Source organism: Nesiotobacter zosterae (assembly GCF_033843645.1).
GTDB classification, from domain to species: domain Bacteria; phylum Pseudomonadota; class Alphaproteobacteria; order Rhizobiales; family Stappiaceae; genus Pseudovibrio; species Pseudovibrio zosterae.
The window spans coordinates 82,788-104,517 of sequence record NZ_JAWXVZ010000007.1; the positions used below are offsets into that span (position 1 = coordinate 82,788).

The window sequence follows — 21,730 nt, forward strand, 5'->3', positions numbered from 1 at the left end:
ACAGGCAGCAGGAGCCGGAGGAGAGCGGCGCAACCACCTCGCTCGCCTCCCTCAACCGCGACCTTACAACCGCCCAGGAAATCACGTGGGACGAAGAAGAACACGGCGGCTTCTATGTCTCCGACGAAGCGGTGGGTGTCGTTCAAATCGGGATCACGGAAGCAATCAAGTCGGGCGGGTTTGTGGATTCCTATCTGCTCGGCAAGCAGCTGACCGAGTATGAAAGGCACCAGAACAAGCAGAGCATTCTAGCGCTGCGGCTGGCTACAAGGCTGCAACATAACCTGCGATCTTCACATAACTCAAGCCCGAGCCGTTCGGGACGACTGCTCCAAAGGCATTAGGGCTGGCGGCGGGAGTCCAATCAAAAGCCAGGGACCTCGCAGGTGGATACACCAAATGTAGTGAAACATGTACCAGTGAAGCGAAGTGAGGTACGGCAATGTGCTTAGTTCTGCCTCAGCCGGCGCATGAAACTAGACAAGATTTTCTTTCTTCAGCCCGCCTAAGGTGCTGTCGGGCATTAACCTAGACGCACCATGCGATGGGAGCCAATTTGCTCAAGGTGATTCTCGATTAACCGATTAACTTCCATGAGTGAAATGAGAGGTGCGTTTTTTGACCCTGATACTCTACTTCTAAATGAATTAGCATGATTAATCATCGCATTGATTATTGATATTGATAATCTAAAAAAAAACTAATTCTCACTGCGTCTGAGAGAATTCTAGTTTTACAACCAATAGAAAACCACTTGCCTTACGCTGAGTAATATTAAATAAAATTAGAATAATTTACGATCTAATACTATTGTAGAAAGTTGATAAACATTCATATTGCTGGTATCTCGACACTCGGTCCAGTAGAGGAAGTCCATCTCATACAATCGATGGACTCTTGGCTATCAAGGAGTGTGTCATGTCAAGCATTGAAAATAGCACTTCAAATACTCAGGAAGAAATCCGGGAAGACGTATCCAACACGACCGATGAAGTAAAATCTGTCGATGCGACTGTTCAACATGAAGAAAACCACGATGATCTGGACGACCTAGATGATCTGGATTTCGATCTTGAAGATGTTGAAGACAAGATCGCTCCCCTCGCTCTTTAGCCGGTTTCGAGCAGCTTAATAGCTGGGCAACTTCCGGCTTCAAATCATAGTGTGGAGCAATCTCATGAAGTTGATGATTATCTCTGGTAGCCCGCGCATGGGCTCCCAGTCGGGTAAGCTCGCCCATTTACTTGCAAAACGTCTATCCAGGCGGCGTAAAGAGGTGACTTGCGCTGTGTTAGACCTTGCGGAGCCAATCCTGCCAGAGCTGACGGACGATGTTTTCAAATCCCCGCCAACGCCGGGGTCACCTTGGCACAGCACCCTGGGTGACCTTTCTGACGCGGACGGCTTTGTGGTCATCACACCCGAATTCCACGGCATGGTGCCACCTGGTTTGAAAACGCTGTTCATGCTGTCTGGAGAGGGGCCGTTTTGTGACAAACCAGCCTTGCCGGTGGGAGTTTCGGATGGCATGGGCGGTGTCTGGCCCATTGCGGAGTTGCGTGTCTCCAGCTTCAGGGGAAATCGGCTCTGCTGGATCCCTGATGACGTGGTGGTGCGGCGCGTGAGCGACGTCAACGCCGCAACGGAACGGGCTTTCACCGAGCCGTCGCAGAAGTTTCCCGCCATCTGGGCGCGTTTGGATGCTTCCTGTGATCTTCTCATTGGTTATACCCGGGCGCTTTCAGAAGCGCGCAAGGACGGGGCTATTCGGAGAAAACATAAGGAAGCGGCATAGCGCTGCTGTTCCGCTTGTCCATTTGATTTTGAGGTACGCATGAAAACGGCGCCCGACTGGCTGCGACTTGCCCGAAACCACGATTATCGTTTGCTGTGGCTGGGACAAACCATCTCCACCTTTGGCGAATCCATCTATCAGGTCGCGTTTTACTGGCTCGCCTACGAGATGACAGAAAGCGCGTGGCTGGCGGGTCTCGTGGTGTTTTGCGCCAGCGCCCCTTACCTACTGTTCGGATTGATCGGCGGCGTTTACGCGGATAAATGGAACCGCAAGTCATTAATGCTGTTTTGTGATCTGATCCGAGCAGTTGCCGTGGCGGTTGTGCCTGCGTTGGCGCTGGCAGGCATGTTGACGGTCTGGCACTTGGCATTGATTGCATTTGTCTTGACAAGCGCCCGCTGTTTCTTTCATCCGTCGTTGAATGCAGCGGTTGCAGGTGTCTTGGATGATGACACCCGGGCCCTTGGGGTGTCCCTTGTGGAGGGCGGTTTTCGGGCTGCGCGCCTGATTGGTCTGGCACTTGGCGGCATTCTCATCGAGCTTTGGGGCGCAGATCAGCTCTACACCATTGCTATTGTAACCTTTTTTGTTTCCATTGGTTTTGTAGTGCCGCTGCGCAACGTCGGCCATGCCGAAGGTGAGGAGTCCGAGGACAACCTGCTCGGTGCTCTTGGTGGCACGCTGCGCTTTTTGCAGGGTCATAGAGATCTGTTTTGGGGCATCATCTTGTTCGGTGTCGGCCTGATGTTTGTCACTGGCCTGGAGCGTGTCGCGCTGCCGCACGTGGCAGACCAGAACTGGGGCGCAGGAGCCAGTGGCTTTGGTTGGGTTCTAGCCATGATCACCATCGGCTACGTTTTTGCGTCCCTCGTGATCGGCCGTTTGCAAATCAAAAATCCATCGCTCTACATTTTCGGCGGATGGGCCCTGTGGGGCGTCTTTTTTGCCGCGCTTGGACTCTCTGAAAACATCTGGATAGCGCTGAGCTTCGCCCTGCTGGTAGGCGCTGTAGAAGCGGTCGTGGATATTCCGCTTGTCGTGCTGATACAAACAAAAACGCCCGGCAGCCGAATGGGCAAGGTGTTCAGCATGTGGTCAACTGTCGCTTTTATCGGCGAGAGCTTGAGCGCGCTCATGATTGGTGCGTTGATCTCCCAGTCTACCGCTCCAGCTGCATTCATCATGTGCGCTGCCGGGACTGTGGCCATGGCCATCTTTGGACTGATTGCAAGCCGTTCGCGCGCTTCAGACGAACCGCAGGCCCTTGAAGGGGGCAAGTCATGACGATGACAGCCTCCCTCGCAACACAGGCGCCGGAGCCGTTCAGTTCGGGTGACGAGAGTGCTCACGAGGAAGTACGGTGGAAAATGATAGATCCCTTGTGGGATCCGGCTTCTGCAGAGTTCGCAGCTGCCCTGAGTAACGTCTGGGCGGGAGTAAAGCGGAGCCGAGAAGAGTTTGCTCGTTTCGCCAAGCAAGTAACGGCTGGGGCGCTGTCTGCCACCGCGCTGGAGCGACTTGATGCGGATTGGACAGAACAGCGAGAGAGCATTCAGGAACTCTATGTGTTTTTGGAGTGCAAGCGCTCTCTTGGCGAAACTTCCAAACACTTGATGAAGAATGCGGAACGTATTCGGCGCATTGCTACTGCGCATAAAAGTGCCCCTACGGAGTTTGTAGGGGTGATGCTCAAAGCAGGCCGAAACGCCTCAGATTTATTCCCGGAAGGCGTGCCTGAAAAGGTCTTAAAGCGCTGGCAGAGTTGGGAAAGGGACGAGGAAAAAAGCAAGCGCACTGAACAGATAGACCGGCTCGGTGGACCCGGCTACAGACAGTGGTGGCAGGCCTACCGTGACACTCGAGCGCAGCTTTATTTCCATCTGCCTGAGGACGGGATAGCCGATAACCAAGTCCCTGTGGTGGAGGCGACCCGCTTGTTGGCGCACCCGGTTCGAAGCATTCGGGAGAGGATTTTCGCAAGCGTGGAAACAGCTTGGCAGCCGCATCGAACCATGGCAGCCCACGCTTTGACCGGCCGCATTGCATGGCGATGTCGAGCTGCTGAGATCAAGGGCGAAGATCGCTGGCAGGAGGCCATTGCTGAAACGTCCCTCTCGCGCGGCGCAGTTGAGCGTTGTCTTGAAGCTGCAAACGCCCTTCGAACTGACGCTCAAGCAGCGCTAACGGCTCAAGCGCACATGGCAGGCTACGAGAGGCTTGCACCTTGGGATCTGGATGCTTCCAGCAACTGGGTTGGTCCGGTTCCACTAAACGAGGCGCTGAGGGATACCGAGCGAGCGTTCAATGCGGTTGATCCGGAAATGGCTGGGTTTTTCCGTCTGATGATGCAAAAGGGCTGGCTCGATGCCAGACCTCATCAGGCAGGACGCAGAACAGCGGACTTTCAAACCTCGATTGCCCGACGCGGCGTGCCACTCGTGCTCGTGAGCTATGATGGCCATGCTCTGAACGCGATCCGCATTGCCCATGAAACCTCGCACGCACATCATTTCTGGTGCATAAAAGATCTGCCCATGGAGCGGCACTATGTGCCAACGGCCTCCGCAGAAACAGTGGCATCGTTTGCCGAACTTCTGCTGCGTAGCCAATGGCAGCGCAGCGGGGAGAACAGTTCTCAGCACCCATGTGCCCAGTTCCGCCGCTACGCGTGGATGGAAGCGCAGGCCTTTATCGCCTTTGCGCTGATGCTGCCTGCCAACTTTACTTTTGAGAGGCAACTGACCGATGCGCCTTTCGCTTATACACCAGAGGAACTGGATCAGCGTTTCACGAAAGTTTGGTTGCATTGGTTCGGAGAGAACAAAGTTAGCCCAGATGTGAGTGCTTGGTATCGCAAACCGGTATTCATTGCCTCTCAGTTTCATGGCTTGCCCTACATTACCGGCTTTTTTCTTGCACACTTTCTTGAGGCGCAAAGACAGGCTTTAGGACCTCAGTTTGCTGGCGCCTACACCAGTCTTTTGCGCAGCATGGCTCAAAACGACATCAATACCGCTTTCAAAACAACTTTTGGTGCTGATCTGGAAGAGGAGGCCGTGTGGGAAACGTGCCTGAGCGTGATGCGGGGCCGATTGAACCAACTGATGACACTTGTCCTGAATGTTCCCGGGGAGGCTGCATCATATGCTTGATCAGCAATCCGCTCCTCACCAACAAAAAGCCCATGTCCGAGCTAGATGGCAATTTGGCCCTGAATTTGTTCTACGTTCTCCGGGCTTTCCGATGGAGGTGCTTGAACTTTTTCGCATGCAGGACACCTTGGCAATCCTGCTGGAAATGGGTGCTGAAGATGCGAAGACGCAACAGGTTTATAGCGAAGAAAATCAACGCATTTTGGACAGCATTGGGCGTCTTTTGCAAAGGCAGGATATTCGCCAAGCGCTGTTTGTCTCAAGCCCGGATGTTTATCGCAACGCGGTACCGAAAGTTGAGCGAGCGCTTGCGAAATCCCATTTCAACTCTGATGCGCGGCGCGCGTTACGTACCGTGTTTGCCTACCTCCAGCGCTTCGCAGCCAAGAACGAGACCACAAGCTTTTTTGGTACACTGAACTATGGCCGGGTAGATGACGGTTGGGATGGCTGGGCAAGGCTTGAAACCACCGTAGATCGGAAAGAGGGGCCGGGGCTCGCCATGGGCGAGGATCTTGTTACTGAACGCCGCGTCTTTTTAACGTTTTGGGCCCTGTCGGCGCTTGCCGAAAAAATCGCTGAAGAACCTGAGTTCAGGAACGCGTTGCCATTACATCTGAATCCCATGGTCCTCCTGAAAGCGGATGGGTTGACTATGCCGGATCAATCCCATCGCGCGTTGCCCCCTTGGGCGGTTGCAGTAATGGAGGCAATGGAAAACGGCCAGACCCGCAGCCAAATCCAGAAAACGCATGGCCCACGCTCTCAGGTTCTCATCGACAAGTTGGTTGCTTCCAGCATTTTGCGGCACGGCCCTATTGTTAGCTCCTCGCGCCTTGACGCTTTGGAAGAGTTGCTTGCCGTGGTCAGTGATTTGCCAGAAGGGTCCACACGCGACAGGTGGGTTGAGCGACTGACAGCGTGGCAACGGTGGTGCGCGCAGATGAGCGCAGCGTCCTTCCAGGAGCGGCAAAAGCTGCTCGAAGAGGCAGCCTTGCAGTTTGAAACGCAGACCGGCTTGTCAGCATGGCGTGGAACCGGCGCGATGTATGAGGACCGCACCATCTACTATGAAGAAGCACGTGGCAGCATCCGTGAGCTGACCTTTGGCCGCCGTCTTCATGAGGATCTTGTTCAACGGGCGGAGCCCTCTTTGCAACTCTCGGCAGCCATAGGGAATGCGCAATGGGAAGCCTTGCAACGCTCTGCCCGCGCCGTCTTCATGCATCTCTCACCGAATGGCACACCAGTGCCAGCCCCTCGGTTTATCGGTGCAATGAAGGGTGAGGTGCCAACAATGCCTGCGGTGGGCACAAACGAGGTGCAACGCCGTCTGGAAGAGCTGGTCTCTAATCAATCTGCAGATGCGGACGGGTGCGTGCGCATTGCCCCAGAACAGTTGATGCTGAAGGAGATTGAGGGGCCGCGCTACTCGCTACTTGATGTCTTCATCGGAGCAAAGGACATGGACGCCTTGGCTTCTGGGAACTATGAGCTCTTTGTTGGCAAGATGAACCATCATCTATTGCTGAACTCGTGGCTGACCACCTTTTTGCCAAACCGGAATGAGTACTCATGCCAGCTCAACAACAGGCTGAATGAAACGGGCCTGAGCGAACTTACCGCCCTTCAAGTGCGGCGGCGCAATAAAGGTTTCTATAGTTTCCCCGGTGAGCGCCTCGTTTACTCAGATCCTATTGGCCGTTTCGACAAGGCTGAGGGGGCCAAAGCGACATCTCTTGCGCGCGCTGAAGTCGGCCTTGATGATGATGGTGTGGTGCGGTTGATGGTTGGCGGCATGCCAATACCGCTTTACCTGACGTTGTCAGACCATCAAAAATACCCACCATTCGCCGCACTAGCCCTGCCTTGGCTGGCCGCGCCAGAGATCGATCTTGGACAGCACACGCCACGCATTTACTTCGGCGACTGCGTGATACAACGGCAACGTTGGTCCTTTGCTGCGGAAGCTCTCAACGACCTTACTGAGATGTCAGGCGTTGCTTTGCTCAAGGCCGCGCAAACCTTCCGGCAAACACACAAACTGCCAGAACGGGTTTTTGCAAAGGCAGATGCAGAACGCAAACCCATCTACGTGGATTTCGCCGTTGAGCATTGTTTGGTGATGCTCGCCAATCTGCTCAAACGCAGCACCGCAGTACGTTTTGAGGAAATGTACCCTGATGCTGAGAGCCTTTGGTTGACGCAGGGAGGTGGTCGCTACCCGTGTGAGCTGCGAGTTCATGCGATTTACCCCGGTCCGGTAGCGAAAGTACCAGAGACGACCAGAGCCTTTGCAGGCGCCAAGCTCGCTGCTGGCGCGGAAATCGCTTAGAGGAGGAAGACGGTGACCGCAGAACTCCAGGAAACAGATTTGCCCGCCACCACAACCATAGATGGAAAGTGGTTTGAAACTCTCAGGTCTGAGGTTGCAGCGGGGCACCGACAACTGTTCATCAACCCGCACGCACATGGCGGACCAGATGCATTTGATGAAGCAGTTGAACAGTTGAAGCGCGAAGGTGAACTGGTCGATGTTTGGAGCTTTGCACCAAATCACGCTGCACCCTTTCAAGGACTTGCTGGACTGGTAGCCAAGTTCCTGCCCAGCTTGTCCAAGGAATGCGAAGGGCTTGTATCGGGCAAAGCTGCAGAGCTTACCGCTGTGAACTTGCATGTGACGCCGGAGGACCTGACGTTCATCGCAATGGACGCGCTAGCGCTTCCAGCTTCCGAACGCCGCCTTTCCCGTGAGAGTGAATACACGTTTCGCATAACCAACGGCCTTGCGCGACTGGTCGTGGAAGGATTGGAGAAGACAGCTGCCTTTGCGGGCCAGAGACTCTGGATCTTTGTTCCTGACGTAACGCAAATCGACAGGGTGAGCCTGCTGTCACTCAATCAGTTACTCCAGTTCGCCAGTCAGAAGATAATAGTGGTTTATGGCGGTCCCTCCTCATTGAACGAACTGACGCGTTGGGGGACACAAGAGGTCTTGACAACTGAGCCAGCGTCAACCGACGAACGACGCAAGTTCCTCAAGTCATTCCTGTGCCACCACGAGCCAACGCCACTTGGCACCATGGAGCCCGAAGAAGGCCGGCCCAGCCCGCTTGCCCCACTCCTTCGTGATGTTGATAGGTTCAGCGAAGACAGTTTGTTCGAGGCCATTCAAGTTGGTCAGTATGATCTGGCGCTTTCTGTCTTGGAACATCCCGACTTTGAGCTCGAGGCAGAGACAAGGGCGCGGCTCTTGGGTCTGGCGCATGCCTACATCGGTAACTTTCAATTTGCTCAAGAGATCTATCACCGGGCCATGAGCCAGGCCAAAGACCCGGTCATGAAAGCCCGCTTTTGTGTGTACACTTCGTTGCTCTCGGCAAAACGCCTCTCTGAATATGACAGGACGATTGCCCTGATCGATGAAGGCCTTGCGGCCTTAAAGGGTCATGGTGAGGCGGCGGCGTTGCTCGAAACTGGATGGTTGTTGAATGTTCGTGCGCTGGTAATGTTTCGCACCAAGCGGATCGAAGAAGCGGCTGCCATTTGCAGGGAAGCCATTGCAACCATCAAGCCTCTACAGGGCAGTGATGCACTTCACCTCAAAATCAACCTCATTTCCAACATGAGCATTCTGTTTGAGGCAGATGGCAACCTCCGTAAATCTCTGGCGGTGTGGGAACGATTTGAAGCTTTCAACACGGGACCAGCTCGTGCGTTGTTTGCCAAGATCTACCACTTTCGGAAAGCTGGCCTGTTGTTCGGGCTTGGGCAAATCGACATGGCAATGGACCAGTACCTGGCATCCTGGCACGAGGCGCAGAGTATTCACGACACCTTCCACTCAGTGGTCATTGCTCAAACCCTCGGCAAGGCGGAGTTCCAGAGGCGGCGGTTCGAAGCTGCTGCAATCTGGTTTGAGCGGGCTGAGACAGAAGCCAAACGATGCGCCGACCATGCAGCAGCGAACAAATCGGCCGCCGCACGCTCCTTAGCACTCAAAATGGCGGAAAGATCGCGTGACGATCCCTCTGAGGTCGCGATCTCTGACTGCGAGGAATGGCTCCACCGTGCCCCGGAAACCAAGCTGGGGCGCCCTTTCTACCTTTATCATATTGCTGCTTAACGTCATGAAATCACAAGATTCCCATTGGCAGATCATACCCGACATGGTGGTGCGTCACGCAGGTTTCGCTTTCGACCGCCTGACAGCTCTTCGCATGAACAAGACAGCTAATGAGCTGGACGTTCTTGTTGCGCTTGAACTTGAGAGGGAGCAACTGAAAGCCAAATTGCTGGCAACGGGTTTTGTCTCCGCTGTTGATCGGGTGAAAAACGACAAGGCAGAGTTAAAACGGCTCTCGCGCGCCAGAACAAAGGTGGGACGAGGTACATTCGATCGCATGGCATTGGCTGCGTGGGGAGATAGCCAGTCAGATCAGGATTTTGCTGAACAACTATCGGCGTTTGCACAGCTGACGGAACAAATTCGTGATGCTGAAAAGATATCGCAGGATGCGTTCGAAAGTGAAAGGCCACTGACCACACAAACAATTCGTCAGCTCTATGCAGAAGATCCTTGGTTGGCAGAAGCAATCTACATATCCAACCCGGACCTCTACGAGAAATCGTTCAAGCGGTTTGTTGAAGGGCGGGAACGCCGAAAGGCACAAGAGCGACGCCTTGCTCTTTATCTCCATCGCTTTTGCGCGAAAAACGAAACGGCAAGCTTTTTTGGCCCGATGAACTATGGCGTTTTCAACGCGGACCATAAAGAGCCTGTCCGTATACGGAAAAACGGCAAAAAACTGAGTGAACGCCGCGTTTACTATTCGTTCTGGATGGTGGAGGCGCTGGCTAAAACCATTGCAGCCGATCCAAAGGTATCGGCAGGCTTGCCTGTGCGGCTTCACCCCTTGCTGGTTCTACAGACCGAGGGAGACGCTCCAAGCGCCTCGTTCGCCGGAACACCGTTAAAGTTGCCAGCTAGGGTGCTTGAGGCTTTTCAGCAAGTCGAGACTTGTTCCAGCTTAGAGGAGCTGCGCAAGGCCATTGGCGATGAACGGCTTTTGGACAAGATACTCGGTCGATTTGTGCTGGCTGAGATATCGCTGCCCTCAACTGTGTTCAATCCAATGGCAACGCTCGAACAAATGCTGCTCGAAATGCCATTGGAGAGCGGTGCTCAGGAAACATGGCTCCCTGTACTCAGCCATTTCAACGTTGAGTTGGAACGCCTCGCTGACGCTGATGTGGACACCCGCGCGCAAATCACGCGAGAGATTGAACAATTTTTTACAAAAGTGACCGGTGTGGAGGCGCGGCGAAAGGGTGGAGAAACCTATGCCGACCGCACATTGATGTATGAAGAATGCAGCGGTACGCTCGATGAGTTCTCATTCAATACGTCGTTCACAGAACAGATGATGGAACGCTTGCAGCCCGTGCTCAAGCTGCTCACGATCTACGGACATGTAGGGCACCGGTCAAATTTGGAGCGTGCGCGGCTGGCGTTCGATCAGATTGCGGCAGGGCGCACTCGCATTCCGTATCTGGAGTTCATTTCAGGCATTGATGCCCTGGAGAATAGTGGTGCCTTACCCGATGCCGGTGCCGAAGTGCGGGGTTTCTTGGCCCAACTGAGCGCGCTGGTTAAAGAGCGGCAGCAGGACGGCGTTTCGCGGCTGAGGGCTGAAGACTTTACCCAGTTTGAGCATCTGGATACGGGATTGGCGGTTCACACTTCTCCGGATCTCATGCTGTGCGCCCCAACGCAACAGGACCTGAGCGATGGTCGCTATCAGATCGTTATGGGGGAAGTGCACCAGTTCCTCGCAATGTGGGGGTCGCAGTTCCTGTTTCATCATGATGCCAAAAGCGTGCGCCGTAGGGTCGAAGATCGCATAGGCCAACTGGATGGGTATGGCAATCTTGCGACGGTTCTCAATGCACGTCGGCATAAAGGCCTGATCAACGATGGTTTCCCCGGGACCTTCATTGAACTGACCGGATTAGCAGGAGAGGGTACGGATCGGGTGGCGATCCGCGACCTGGATGTGGTACGCACCGCTGAAACAACGGAACCAGTATTGCACTTGGTCAGCCGTAAAGATGGACGACAGTTCAACCTTTATCATGCTGGGGATGATAAACTTCACCTGTGGGCGTTCTCGGTTCCACCGCTTGCTGCACCGCCCGTTCGTTTTGAAGGGTATACGCCGCGCATCCTAGTTGGAAATGTCGTTTTTCAGCGGGCCCGCTGGGAGGTAACCCGCAAGGAGTTGCTCGACAATCTGCACGAGCCCAACGAGTTGCAGATCATGCTCGCATTGCGGCGCGTTTGCCGACGGAATGGCATCCCAAATCTCAGTTTTGTTCGCGTGCCATCCGAGAAAAAGCCCTTGTTCCTTGATCTTGATAATGTGAACGCATGCTCCAGCGTAATTCAGGCGCTTGGGAAGGATGAACGCCTTACATTTGTTGAAATGCTCCCCAACGACAAGGATCTGTGGCTTTCAGACGCCGAGGGGAGCTACAGCGTAGAGATCCGCGGCACATGCGTCCGCCCTCGTGTTGAGACGGGGATTGCCTCATGAGCGTGATCCTTGACACCTCATCAGCCGATGGAGAGACGGCCCATCGACATACCACCTCTGCGCCTGAGCTTGTGCATCTCAGCCCGCAATGTGAGATTTGGCGGCCTTTCGTTCTGCGTTCAGCAGGTTTTCCGTTCGATCTCTTGAACCGTATTTCGCTTGATGAAGATACGATAGAGCAGATTGATCTTCTGGATCGCCATGAAATGGAGCTTAATGAGGCGCAGCAGGACCTCAAGGTCCGCTTGTTACCCGAGTTGTTGGATGTTCTGAAGTCCGGGTCAACTGATAGGGCTCGTCCCTTGCGCAAAGACCTCAATCGTCTGAACAAGCAGGCACAACGTGGTGAACCGCTGCAAGGAGTTGAGGGGCTCAGCGAAGCATTAGCCGCAGAGTACGGCACGGATGCAGGATTAAGTGCCTGGGCCAAAAACTATGGGGCACTGCAAAATGCCCTGCGGCCGCTCCAACGCAGCACGACTTCAGCTTTCGAGAGTGCGTTTGCCGACAGCCGTCGTGCGTTATGGGATCAGGCTTCTCAATCAGATTTCACGCAAGCCGTCTTTCTCTCGAATGCAAATTTGGCTGACTTGTTTACTCGGCTGAAGTGCCCTGAAGGCAATGAAAGAAACACCAAAGTGCGTCAACGCGAGAACACGCTTTGGATGTATCTGCAGCGCTTTGCTTCAAAGAATGAGACCAACAGCTTCTTTGGCCCACTCAACTACGGCCGTATCGACCAAAATGCAGATAACGCGCCTGCACTCGACTTGAGCTATCAGGCCAAACGCCGGGTCGCCTATGCCGCAGAATGGTTGGTCGCAGAGATTCTTGACAAGATCTCGAAGGAGCCGGATCTGAAGGCAATCCTGCCTGTTGTGTTACAGGGACCAAGGCGACGCCACCGGGAAACCGATTGGATCCACGAAGGCTTGTCGCAGCGAAAACTGGCGCAAGTACTCGGCACGAGCGAGGCATTTGTCGAACAGCGCCTTGCGCCGCTTGTTGAGCAAGGCTTCGCCGCGCGAAGATTGACCGTTCCCTCGGCAAGGGTCGACCAGCTGAGCGCGCTTATCGAAGCGCTCTTGGCCTTAGAGCCTGCGACTACGGCTGAAACCAGAGTGAGGGCGGATTGGCTGGCTTTCGCGTACCAGATCAACGATGCCCGTATGGCCTTTGCTGAGGCGGACGAAGCGCAAAAACGGGATCTGATGGAGCGCGCAGAACGGCTTTTTTCTCACAAGCTAGGGGGCGCAGCACGGCGCAATGAAGGGCGCATGTTCCGCACCCGCCAACTGTTCTATGAAGAGGGATTTGGCGGCGCAAACTTGCATCTTGCGCAAAGCGCCTTGGATCCTATCACCGAAGACCTAGAAGCACTGGCGCTGGCCTGCAGGGTCAACACACACTGGCTGCACAAGATCCACATGGCACGGTCCATGGCACAATATGACCTCTGGTTTCCGGGACGTGAACGGGTGCGTTTTGATCAGGTTGCCAAGAGGATGATGCGTGTTGATGCCGGGGAGGCAGAGGCCGCGCTGATCAGTGACGAGACACGCGCCCTCGTGAGGGCCCATGACGGTTTCAGGGCAAACTGGTTTGAAATTCTGGAACGGGTAAGTGCCACAGAAGAGTGGCCGCGAGATCTGCAGCAACAGCTAGCAAGCGATCTGGAGCTTGATCCTGTGTGGTTCATGTCACCGGACCTTCTTATTGCCGAAAGTCTGGCAGGTGGCGAGCGACAACTTCAATGGGTTCTGGGTGAAGTACACCATGGCATCACCATGGATGGTTGGATGTTGGCTCTTCATCAATCCCATGATGAACTGCGTGGCCAGCTTGATGCCATTGTTCAAGAGCGAGCGGGGCAAGATGAAAGGCTGGCAGCCAATCTTGTATTGGCGCGGCACATGAAGACTTCGCCGCAAGTCTACCCCGCATTGAATGTTGAGTTGACTGGAACCGCGCCCAACCGAACATCCGCCAAGTCCTTGGGGTTGGCAGATCTTCACGTAAAACGGGAGCGAGAACGTCTGATATTGCTCGATCCCCAAAGCCAGCGCGAGGTCAGTTTCCTGCCGCCAGCATTCGGTTTCGATCCAATGGCATACAGGCCGTTCGAGCTGTTTTCCTACCCAATTTTGCGTCTGCCTGAGCCACTGCCTTCTGAGAGGGATTTCTCGCCACGACTGGGACGTCACGCTTTTATCTTCAAGCGGGCGGAATGGACGATCGCCGCCCATGATTTGGCGCAGGTCAAGGCACACAAGGCTTTGATGGAGCGCTTTCGTGCCATGCGCCAGTTGGCGTCAGAGCGTTTCATTTCGCAGTTCAGTTTTGTCAAAATTGAAAGCGAACCCAAACCAATTCTGATGGACCTTGAGAACCCATTGTCTGTAGAGGCTGTGCTCGGTGCGGCCCGTGGTGACGGTGCATTGCGCCTGAGCGAAATGCTGCCAGATGGTGACCGCCTTTGGTTCAGCGGCACGGATGGCAGGTCCTACACCAGCGAACTGCGGATGCTGATGGTGGGAGGAGCCAGCTCATGAGAAAATGGAAGCTTGCACCGCATTTCCTGATCCGCTCTGCCGGGTTTCCGCTCGAACTTCTTCAAGGTCTGAACTGCTGCCAGACCGCACAGATGGTTGATCGATTGCTGAAGGAAGAACGGCGCCTGGAGCTGCTTGCACAAGAGATGGCTTCAAGGTGGATGGAGCTTCCCAAATTGCCCGGCCTCAAGCGAAAGAGTTTGTTCAAGTCACTTGGGGGCAAGGCCGCGTTCTCCCAAGAACGACTTGAGCTGGCAGCGGCCGAGCCTACGCTCAAGGCGGATATGGTTGCCTGGAATGAAGCCCTCTCAGCGCTGCCCCCACTTCAACAGGAAGTAGAGCAGACATTGCGGCGGGAATTGCTGGCCGCACGCCAGCACTTGACGAACGCGTTTGACGATCCGCTGCTTCACGAGGCTGTGTTCCTCTCAAGTCCCAGCATGTACAAGAACGGGCTTGCAAACCTGTCAGCACCGGCGGCAGAACGCACCAGCGCTGTCCGCCGACAGGAGCGGCAACTTGCATTGTACCTGCAACGGTTTACCGCAAAAAACGAGACGACCAGCTTTTTCGGGCCGATCAACTACGGCAAGGTACTTCATCACGCCAGCCCCGAGGAGGCAGAGACTTGGCCAATCCGCTACTCACTCTCCGCTGAAGGGGTGAAACGCAAGGCCTTTATGGCTTTTTGGGCCGTCAAGGCGTTGGCGACAACGATTGCCACCCATCCAAGGGTACGCACTGAGTTGAAGCCGGTGTTGGTGACGGGATGCAAGGTGCGAGAGGATGGTACGCTCTGGATAGCGGCAGCAAACCGGAGCGTAAAGCTCTCCAGGCAACAACGTGAGATACTGCGTTGTCTCAACAAGGGCCGGTCATTTGGTGAGCTGGCACGGGAAGCTGGCCACTGTCCAGAGGCTCTGGAGGACGTACTACGGCCCTTTATGGAAAAACGTCTGGTTGAGATGGGCATCCATGTGCCAATGCAGGAAGCGGATGCTCTGCAATGGCTGAAAGACTGGCTAGACGCACTTAACATTGACGATGAACAGATCAGCATCTGGCGAGACTTGTTGGGTATGCTTTGCCGAAAAAAGGCACTCTATCCCCTTGCCGATGCGCCACAAAAACAGGCTCTCTTGAAAGAAGCAAACGAGCTGTTCACCAAGTTCACGGGGCAGGAGTCAAGCCGAAATCAAGGTTCCATCTACGCAGATAGGTTTCTGCTCTATGAAGAGGGTGTGGGGCCTCTTGAACATGGCGAAATGACCTCGGCGTTTGCAGAAAAAATGACGGCAAACCTAGCTCCCTTACTCGATATCTGGGCTTTGGCTGGCCAGCAGCGCTCAGCGTTTTTGAAAACGCTTGGCAAACAGATTTATCAATCGCTCTACGGTGAAAGCACGGCCCAGGTTCCTTTTGCCAAATTCATGCGGGATGTGCTGGGCCATGAAAAGCTGAAAGAGTGGGAGAGTGAGGCCGCTTCCTTTCGGTCAGCGGTTGCGCAACACCTCACAAATGAGGAGCTCCTTGAGCGCCTTGGGGATCGATACAAAGAAGACGGTATCGAAGTGCTGAAAGTGCCGGGATCCAGTTTGGTCGCGGCAGCTAAGCAGCTTGCTGACCAGCAGCAGCATGATCAAACGCCTCTGATCTGTTCACCGGACATAATGATCGCCAAAACACCAGCAGGTACTCCGCGCATGGTTTTGGGGGAGGTGCATGATACAGCCATGGTGTGGGGATGGGCACTCGGCCTGCATCCTCAGCACCCCAAACCGCAAGAGGAAATGTGGGCTTTTCTGGCGCCAATAAGCGGCCCGAATTGCGCAAACATTGCCGGATCTACTCGGCTGAAAATCACACCATTTCGGTATCCCGGAGTGACCATTCCTGTATCTGCCGGAGCCGATACAGATGGCGTTGAAACTATCGACCTTTCCGAGGTTTGGGTGAGGGTACAGCATGACGGCCTTGCATTGATGCACGACGCGAGTGAGGTCCCGCTCGCCCTCTTTAATGGGGAGCTGTCTTCTTTATTGCATCAAATCTTTGCGCTGCCACGCGTGGTACCTTTCACCATTTCGTTCGGCGCGTTTACGCCTCGCATTGAAGTGGATGAGATCGTTCTGCAGCGGGCGCGCTGGATCCTTGATCGCACCGAGTTGGGGCTGGATAGCGGTAGTGGAGGCGATACCAGTGCCTTGATGACAGGTGTGCGCCGCGCGCAGCTGAAAGCCGCGCTGCCAGAACAAGTCTTTGCGAAAATTCCCGGTCAGCCCAAACCGGTCATGGTCGATTTCCGCAGCCCTTTAAGTCTGGAGTATCTGGAGGCGCTAATGCCGTCAGAAGGACACGCGGTGCTCACCGAGATGATGCCGGATGACAACGGACTCTGGCTTGATGTGGGAACAGGCAAGCCCCATACCGCCGAAATTCGCTGCACCTATGCCGCTGTTGCAGAGCAGGAAGCCTCTTGACAAAATTGGAGCCAAGCATGTTGCAATCAATCCAGAACTCGCAAGTCTTGACCACACCTCAGGCTTACTTTGTGCCCGTTGCCCTTGAGCCTGATCGAGCAGAGGCTAGGCTCCTTGAACAGGTTCCGACCGCAAAGCCCTTGGTGCTGCGCGTTCGGCCTGTGGTTGGCGACGCAACACTTGGCTTCGGCAGCATTGCCCCCTTGGTCGCCCGGGCTTTGTCCTGGGCGGAAGCAGATCCCGAGAACAAAGAGTTCTTGCAAAGCATTGCGGCCGAACTGACTTGGCTCTTCCCTGAGCTGAGAAGTAAGGACTTCTTCAAAGCGGCGCCTGAGCTGACCGAGATTGCAATCGCGCCATCCCGGCGACGCTTGCACAAGGAGTCCGAACAAATTTTGCGCGTGACCGTGGCGCTGGGGCGGTTGCTGCGCAAATGGCTATGCTCAGACGAATGCGAGATCGGCGTCGTGCATGCAGTGCATGTTGACGAAATAGACGAGCAGTCTGTGAGGGTCATGCGCCGCGTCGCGGACATCATGCCAGAAGGTGGCCCGCTCATCCTCTTTTCCCGTGGCGGGGAGTTCAAAGAACTCGTTGTAGAGGGGCTGGCCCCTTGGCTCGGCCAAAAAGAACGACGCGCTGCCATGATTAAAGGCGTCATGCAAAATCTCAAGCATGTTGTGTTGGATCAAGACGCGAGATCACCAGTTTCAGCTCTTGAGATTGTTGAGATAGACGGCATTACCAACCTTGGCACACGCGAGAAAGCACTGGTTGAGGCCCTCAACACGTCCATTGAGGAGAATGAACAACCCGAAACGCTTGCCGCTCATGCAATCGCCGCGATTGAAGAGGCAGTGTTCACACTGAACTTCCCCCAGGCAAGGGCCATTCTGGGGCGAATAGGTGAGCGCTTTATCGAGTTTTCTCCTGAGCAACAGCATGAGCTCGTGCTGCATCTGGCTTTCGCTGAAGCGTTTGCCTGCCGTTTCGAAAGCGCGGCAGAGGCGTTGCAATATGCCATGTCTTTGGCTGATACGGCTGATGAAAAGGCGATGAGCCATTTCTTCCTTGCACTGTTAAAGATCAAACGCCTAGGTCAGCCACTGCAAGGCCGCGAGCACCTTGATAAAGCCATAGCGATGTTAAAAGACCGAACCGATGATGCCGCGCTGAATGACTTGGCCTGGCTCTACAACTTGCGGGCCCTGTCTTTCGTCGAGCTGCGCGACGTAGCGAATGCTCGCAAACAGGTCCTGATGGGCATCAAGTACAACAAAGCCTGCAAACGGACGCCCGATTCAATACACCTCAAGATCAATCTGTTGTCTAACATGACGAACTTGGAGGAGTTCACGCGTCAGGTACCAAAAGCAATTGAGCGGTGGTCTGTGTTTGAACCCATGCTGAAGTCTGCCGCCGGAAGCTTTGCGAAGCACTATCACTATCGGATGGGCGGACTGCTCACAAAGGTTGATCGGTTTGAAGAAGCCGCTGACCATTTCATGAAAGCTTTTGCGGAAGCTCGCAAGTCCCATGATCTCTTCTATGCGGTGTTGATTGCACGCGATCTGGGCGGAGTTCTCTATCGGGCGGGGCAGGTTGAAGAAGCCTCAACGTGGTTTGAAACGTGCGTACGTCTTCAGGATGAGATGGGCGCGGATGATGCAATCAGTGCCGACTGGGTCGCGTTGTGGTACTGCCGATGGTGCGTAACCTCCAAAACCGCCGGTGCCAACGCGGTGAAGCAACCACTCTACAAATCCATCTCTTCCGGCAGTATGGGGCGTGAAGGCGAAGATCAGTCTGGTGCGAACGCTTTTGCGCCAGTCGAGTTCCAATTCTTGCCGCGCCCCGGCACCAAGCTGAACCGTCCGTTTGACATCACAAACTTGTACTGGGAGTCAGCGTCGTAATGGAAGAGCGGTTTCGAAATCCAGCCCCTACGCAACCACCAAACACCACTGACGCCCTTATTATTGGCGGAGGGGTGGTTGGAGTTGTAACCGCCCTGCGTTTACTGCAGGCCGGGAAGAAGGTGGTGCTGGTAGAGGCGCGAGACGCCCTCGGGCTTGAGGCGAGCGCTGCCCGGGCAGGTCTGTTAACGACTGTGGCTGAGGGGGAGGCAGGAACACCATACTCACGGTTGTCCATTGCCGGTCTGCAGCGGTTTCGCCAACTGGTGGCTGAGGTGGGCGGCGAGCAGCACCACGCACGACATGGTGTGGTCGAAAGCCCACATTTGCGCGTGGCACAAGACTCCAAAGAGCTTGAGTTGCTCTCAGCATATCTCGCCGATCCCGGCCTTGCTGATCCCCATGAGCGTCAACTGGATGCAGCTGCACTGCGGGCGCGTCACCCCTACATTGCCGAGGGCATTGCAGGTGGCATTGTTGGTGCTCATGCGCATCACACATACCCACCCGCACTGGTGTCTGCCCTGGCACAGTGTGCGCTGGACTTGGGGCTGACACTCCTGACCGAAACCCGTGTTGAAGCATTGGTGCACACAACTTCGCGCGTTATTGGTGGGCGTCTCTCTACGGGCGTTGAGATAGAAGCTGCCGAAACAATTGTCGCGACAGGTTACCAAACCGGGAGCCTGCTGGAAGGCATGGGGCTACAGGTGCCCATAAGCCCGGTTCGTGGGCAAATGATCGTCGTTTGTTTGCCTACCCGTCACCGTTTCGACCCCGTGATTACTACGGGCCGCGGCTATATCGTGCCGAAGGCGGGTGGGCGCGTTGTGATTGGGGCTACTCATGAAGCGCGGAAGAGCACTCCAAATCATACCCTTGGAGGGCTCTCCAGTCTTGCCGAGATCGCGCGGGTCGTGCCGATACTCCTGCAAGCGCCTGTGCTTGATCAATTTGTGGGTATTCGCCCCATGACACCCGACGGCTATCCGTTGATTGGACGTTTTGCCGGGCTGGATGGGCTGATCATGGCTACTGGCCATGGCAGCCATGGTGTCTTGCTGAGCGCCATCACCGCCGATGTTGTCTGTGGTCTTGCCTTGGGCGAACCAGCTCACAAAGACTTTGAGGCGTTCAGACCCGACCGTTTTTCGGTTGCCGCATAGTTTGGGAGAAATTGTTCATGTCACTTCGCCTGATTTACCCGCCGCAAACGGATCCCACCGCGCCTGATGTTGAATTGATAGATCTGGCGGCGCGTGTTTGCGCTATGGGTGGACACCTTCTTGACGCCAACCAATTGGCATTTCGACGCTTTCTCTCAGGTTCCCATGCTGCAGCCCGCTGTGCACTACTGGAAAAAAAGCTGGCTGATGCAACGCCGGATGAGGGGTTGTTGAATGGCGATCACGCCTACGGCTATTACCGTCTGCTGCGCAGCAAGCTTTTGCAGTCTGACCTCAGCGAGGAAGATGCCGGGCAAATGTTGAGTGCTTTACTTCAACAGGATGCATCGCCGCCCAGGCAAGATGTGTTACGCCAAGACATAGAACGAAGGCTCGAAGTTGGCATTGCACCTTACTACGGGCAGCTTCGTCTCAACGACTTAACCGCTGTACATAGTACAGAAGTGAGTTCGGATCTCCGTGCCGTTTGCGAGGATCAATCATTTCCCTATCACGATTTTTGGCGAGACCTTATTGGAAGGGTCGGGGTGCAGGCCTCCGAGACTTGGCTTGTCTGGCTTGATGCGGACCAACAACTCCTTCCCGCTATGAGCTTGCTAAAAGCGCTCTCTGAGTTCAGCACGCATGGCGAAGACCTGCCGCACCTTGTTTTCTGCGGGCCGGTTTCGCCGAACTTGAATAAAGCAAAGAAATGCGGCGCACTACCAGACGTTCCCGTTGAAATCCTGCCAGACAAATCCAGCGTCATGGCAAAGCTGGCAGATGCCGACATCGGTGTGTCCCCCCACCATTGGGTCAGTGCAATCGGGTCCTTTACACTTCAGGGGCCAGCGGTGCCTGTCCTGCGGGTCACGGCCTCTCCGGAGTCGAACCATGCGTTTCATTCCATGTTGGCAAGCGGCGCACTGGATGAAACATCCGTGCGACTGCTGTTCGTGGCACCGAGCACGCCCGATGCCCTGTTGGATCTGGCGGGGCTTCTGGCCGGGAAGGAAGCTGCATGGTCGGCCACCCTTGGTTTCGGCCAGACGCTTTCACGGGAGGTCGCGCAGCGTTTGGCGCATGGGGGCTTGAGCTCATTGATGTTTGAGGTCAAAGGGTTTGCGGGCTGGCCCGATGAGCCGTCAGCACAGGAAGGGTTGGTGGCCTCCTGGCGTACCGCCAAGCAGGCTGATCTACATGTATCGCTAACGCTGGTCTATGGCTTCCCACGGGATACGGCTGCGAGCTTCGAGAGGTTTATCTCGTTCCTTGAAAAGAATAGGAATGAGATAGACCAAATCTTGCGTCTAAAGTTATACAGGGTGCCAGTTGGCTCTCCTGTACACAGATCGCCTGAAGATTTTGGCATCTTGGAGCTGATGGATCCCGGAAATGCAGATCTTCCAAGAGCTCTTCACTTTCGGAGTGAAACCGGGCTCAACAGTGAGAATTTTTTCCAAACCGCAGCTGAGTTGGCGCCCCGCCTTAAGCTCCGTGACAACGACTTGCCACCGTCGCCGCTTCATGCTGATGAAGGAACGCCTATCGCAATTCAGATACCAGAACAGACGAAATCAGGCCTAACGGGAGAGTTCGGGTACAATCTGAAAGTCACAAAAGCGCCCGGTGTCCGGCTGGTCCAAACACAATTTGACTACCGCGCACTGGATGATCTTTATGGCGACTTCCGACCTCGGCCAAACACACCACCTCCGCAACCAACCAATGTGGCAGCGAAGAAAGCATGGCTCGCGTATAATGCGAACAATGGCCGCATTCTAAACCTGAGTGACGTTTTGGGCGGATTGCTAAACAAAGCGGAAGAACCAGTTTCCTTGAAAGACTTGACGGGATCATTCCCGCCTGCTGCTCGGGAAAAGATTGAACTGGCACTGAAGAAACTCATGGAGCACGGGCTCCTCGTGCCCGAGCGGCAAACTGCCGATATCTCAGCCTAGCAAAACAACACAGAAATGCCCAGAGGACCTTGTTTCTGGGCATTGCCATGGTTCCATAAGATGGATTATGGGGCAATTCCGTGTAGCGGGGTGTGCGCTGGCCCGAGGT

At 55.0% G+C, this 21,730-nt stretch carries 12 protein-coding genes; all 12 read left to right on the forward strand.

What is annotated here, in order from left to right; translation table 11 throughout:
- Positions 1 to 918 precede the first annotated feature (918 nt).
- The 12 genes from Q3Y58_RS11885 (at position 919) to Q3Y58_RS11940 (ending at position 21,621) form a co-directional block, all read left to right on the forward strand.
- Positions 919 to 1,113 (forward strand): ammosamide/lymphostin RiPP family protein, encoded by a 195-nt coding sequence (locus tag Q3Y58_RS11885; RefSeq protein WP_319622380.1) that lies wholly within the window; start codon positions 919 to 921, stop codon positions 1,111 to 1,113.
- A gap of 64 nt (positions 1,114 to 1,177) precedes the next feature.
- On the forward strand, positions 1,178 to 1,795 hold the full coding sequence (locus tag Q3Y58_RS11890; RefSeq protein WP_319622381.1) for an NAD(P)H-dependent oxidoreductase: 618 nt from the start codon (positions 1,178 to 1,180) through the stop codon (positions 1,793 to 1,795).
- Positions 1,796 to 1,834: 39 nt separating this feature from the next.
- Positions 1,835 to 3,082: an MFS transporter gene (locus tag Q3Y58_RS11895; protein WP_319622382.1), complete on the forward strand. Its 1,248-nt coding sequence runs from the start codon at positions 1,835 to 1,837 to the stop codon at positions 3,080 to 3,082.
- Positions 3,079 to 4,950, forward strand: a complete 1,872-nt coding sequence (locus tag Q3Y58_RS11900) for a gluzincin family metallopeptidase (RefSeq protein WP_319622383.1) — start codon at positions 3,079 to 3,081, stop codon at positions 4,948 to 4,950. Before Q3Y58_RS11895 ends, Q3Y58_RS11900 begins: the two co-directional genes overlap by 4 nt.
- A gap of 91 nt (positions 4,951 to 5,041) precedes the next feature.
- Positions 5,042 to 7,285 carry a lantibiotic dehydratase gene (locus Q3Y58_RS11905; protein WP_319622384.1) on the forward strand — a complete coding sequence of 748 codons (2,244 nt, stop codon included), beginning with the start codon at positions 5,042 to 5,044 and terminating at the stop codon, positions 7,283 to 7,285.
- 12 nt (positions 7,286 to 7,297) lie between these two features.
- Entirely contained in the window at positions 7,298 to 9,076 is a 1,779-nt protein-coding gene (locus Q3Y58_RS11910; protein WP_319622385.1) for a tetratricopeptide repeat protein, read from the forward strand.
- A 4-nt stretch (positions 9,077 to 9,080) separates the two neighbouring features.
- Positions 9,081 to 11,546, forward strand: a complete 2,466-nt coding sequence (locus Q3Y58_RS11915; RefSeq protein ID WP_319622386.1) for a lantibiotic dehydratase — start codon at positions 9,081 to 9,083, stop codon at positions 11,544 to 11,546.
- Positions 11,543 to 14,098 carry a lantibiotic dehydratase gene (locus tag Q3Y58_RS11920; protein WP_319622387.1) on the forward strand — a complete coding sequence of 852 codons (2,556 nt, stop codon included), beginning with the start codon at positions 11,543 to 11,545 and terminating at the stop codon, positions 14,096 to 14,098. Before Q3Y58_RS11915 ends, Q3Y58_RS11920 begins: the two co-directional genes overlap by 4 nt.
- Positions 14,095 to 16,578, forward strand: coding sequence for a lantibiotic dehydratase (locus Q3Y58_RS11925; RefSeq protein WP_319622388.1), 2,484 nt, complete (start codon positions 14,095 to 14,097; stop codon positions 16,576 to 16,578). The genes Q3Y58_RS11920 and Q3Y58_RS11925 overlap by 4 nt, the downstream gene beginning before the upstream one ends.
- Positions 16,579 to 16,595: 17 nt before the next feature.
- Entirely contained in the window at positions 16,596 to 18,494 is a 1,899-nt protein-coding gene (locus tag Q3Y58_RS11930) for a tetratricopeptide repeat protein (RefSeq protein ID WP_319622389.1), read from the forward strand.
- On the forward strand, positions 18,494 to 19,660 hold the full coding sequence (locus tag Q3Y58_RS11935; RefSeq protein WP_319622390.1) for an NAD(P)/FAD-dependent oxidoreductase: 1,167 nt from the start codon (positions 18,494 to 18,496) through the stop codon (positions 19,658 to 19,660). The genes Q3Y58_RS11930 and Q3Y58_RS11935 overlap by 1 nt, the downstream gene beginning before the upstream one ends.
- Before the next feature lie 17 nt (positions 19,661 to 19,677).
- Entirely contained in the window at positions 19,678 to 21,621 is a 1,944-nt protein-coding gene (locus tag Q3Y58_RS11940; protein ID WP_319622391.1) for a hypothetical protein, read from the forward strand.
- Positions 21,622 to 21,730 lie beyond the last annotated feature (109 nt).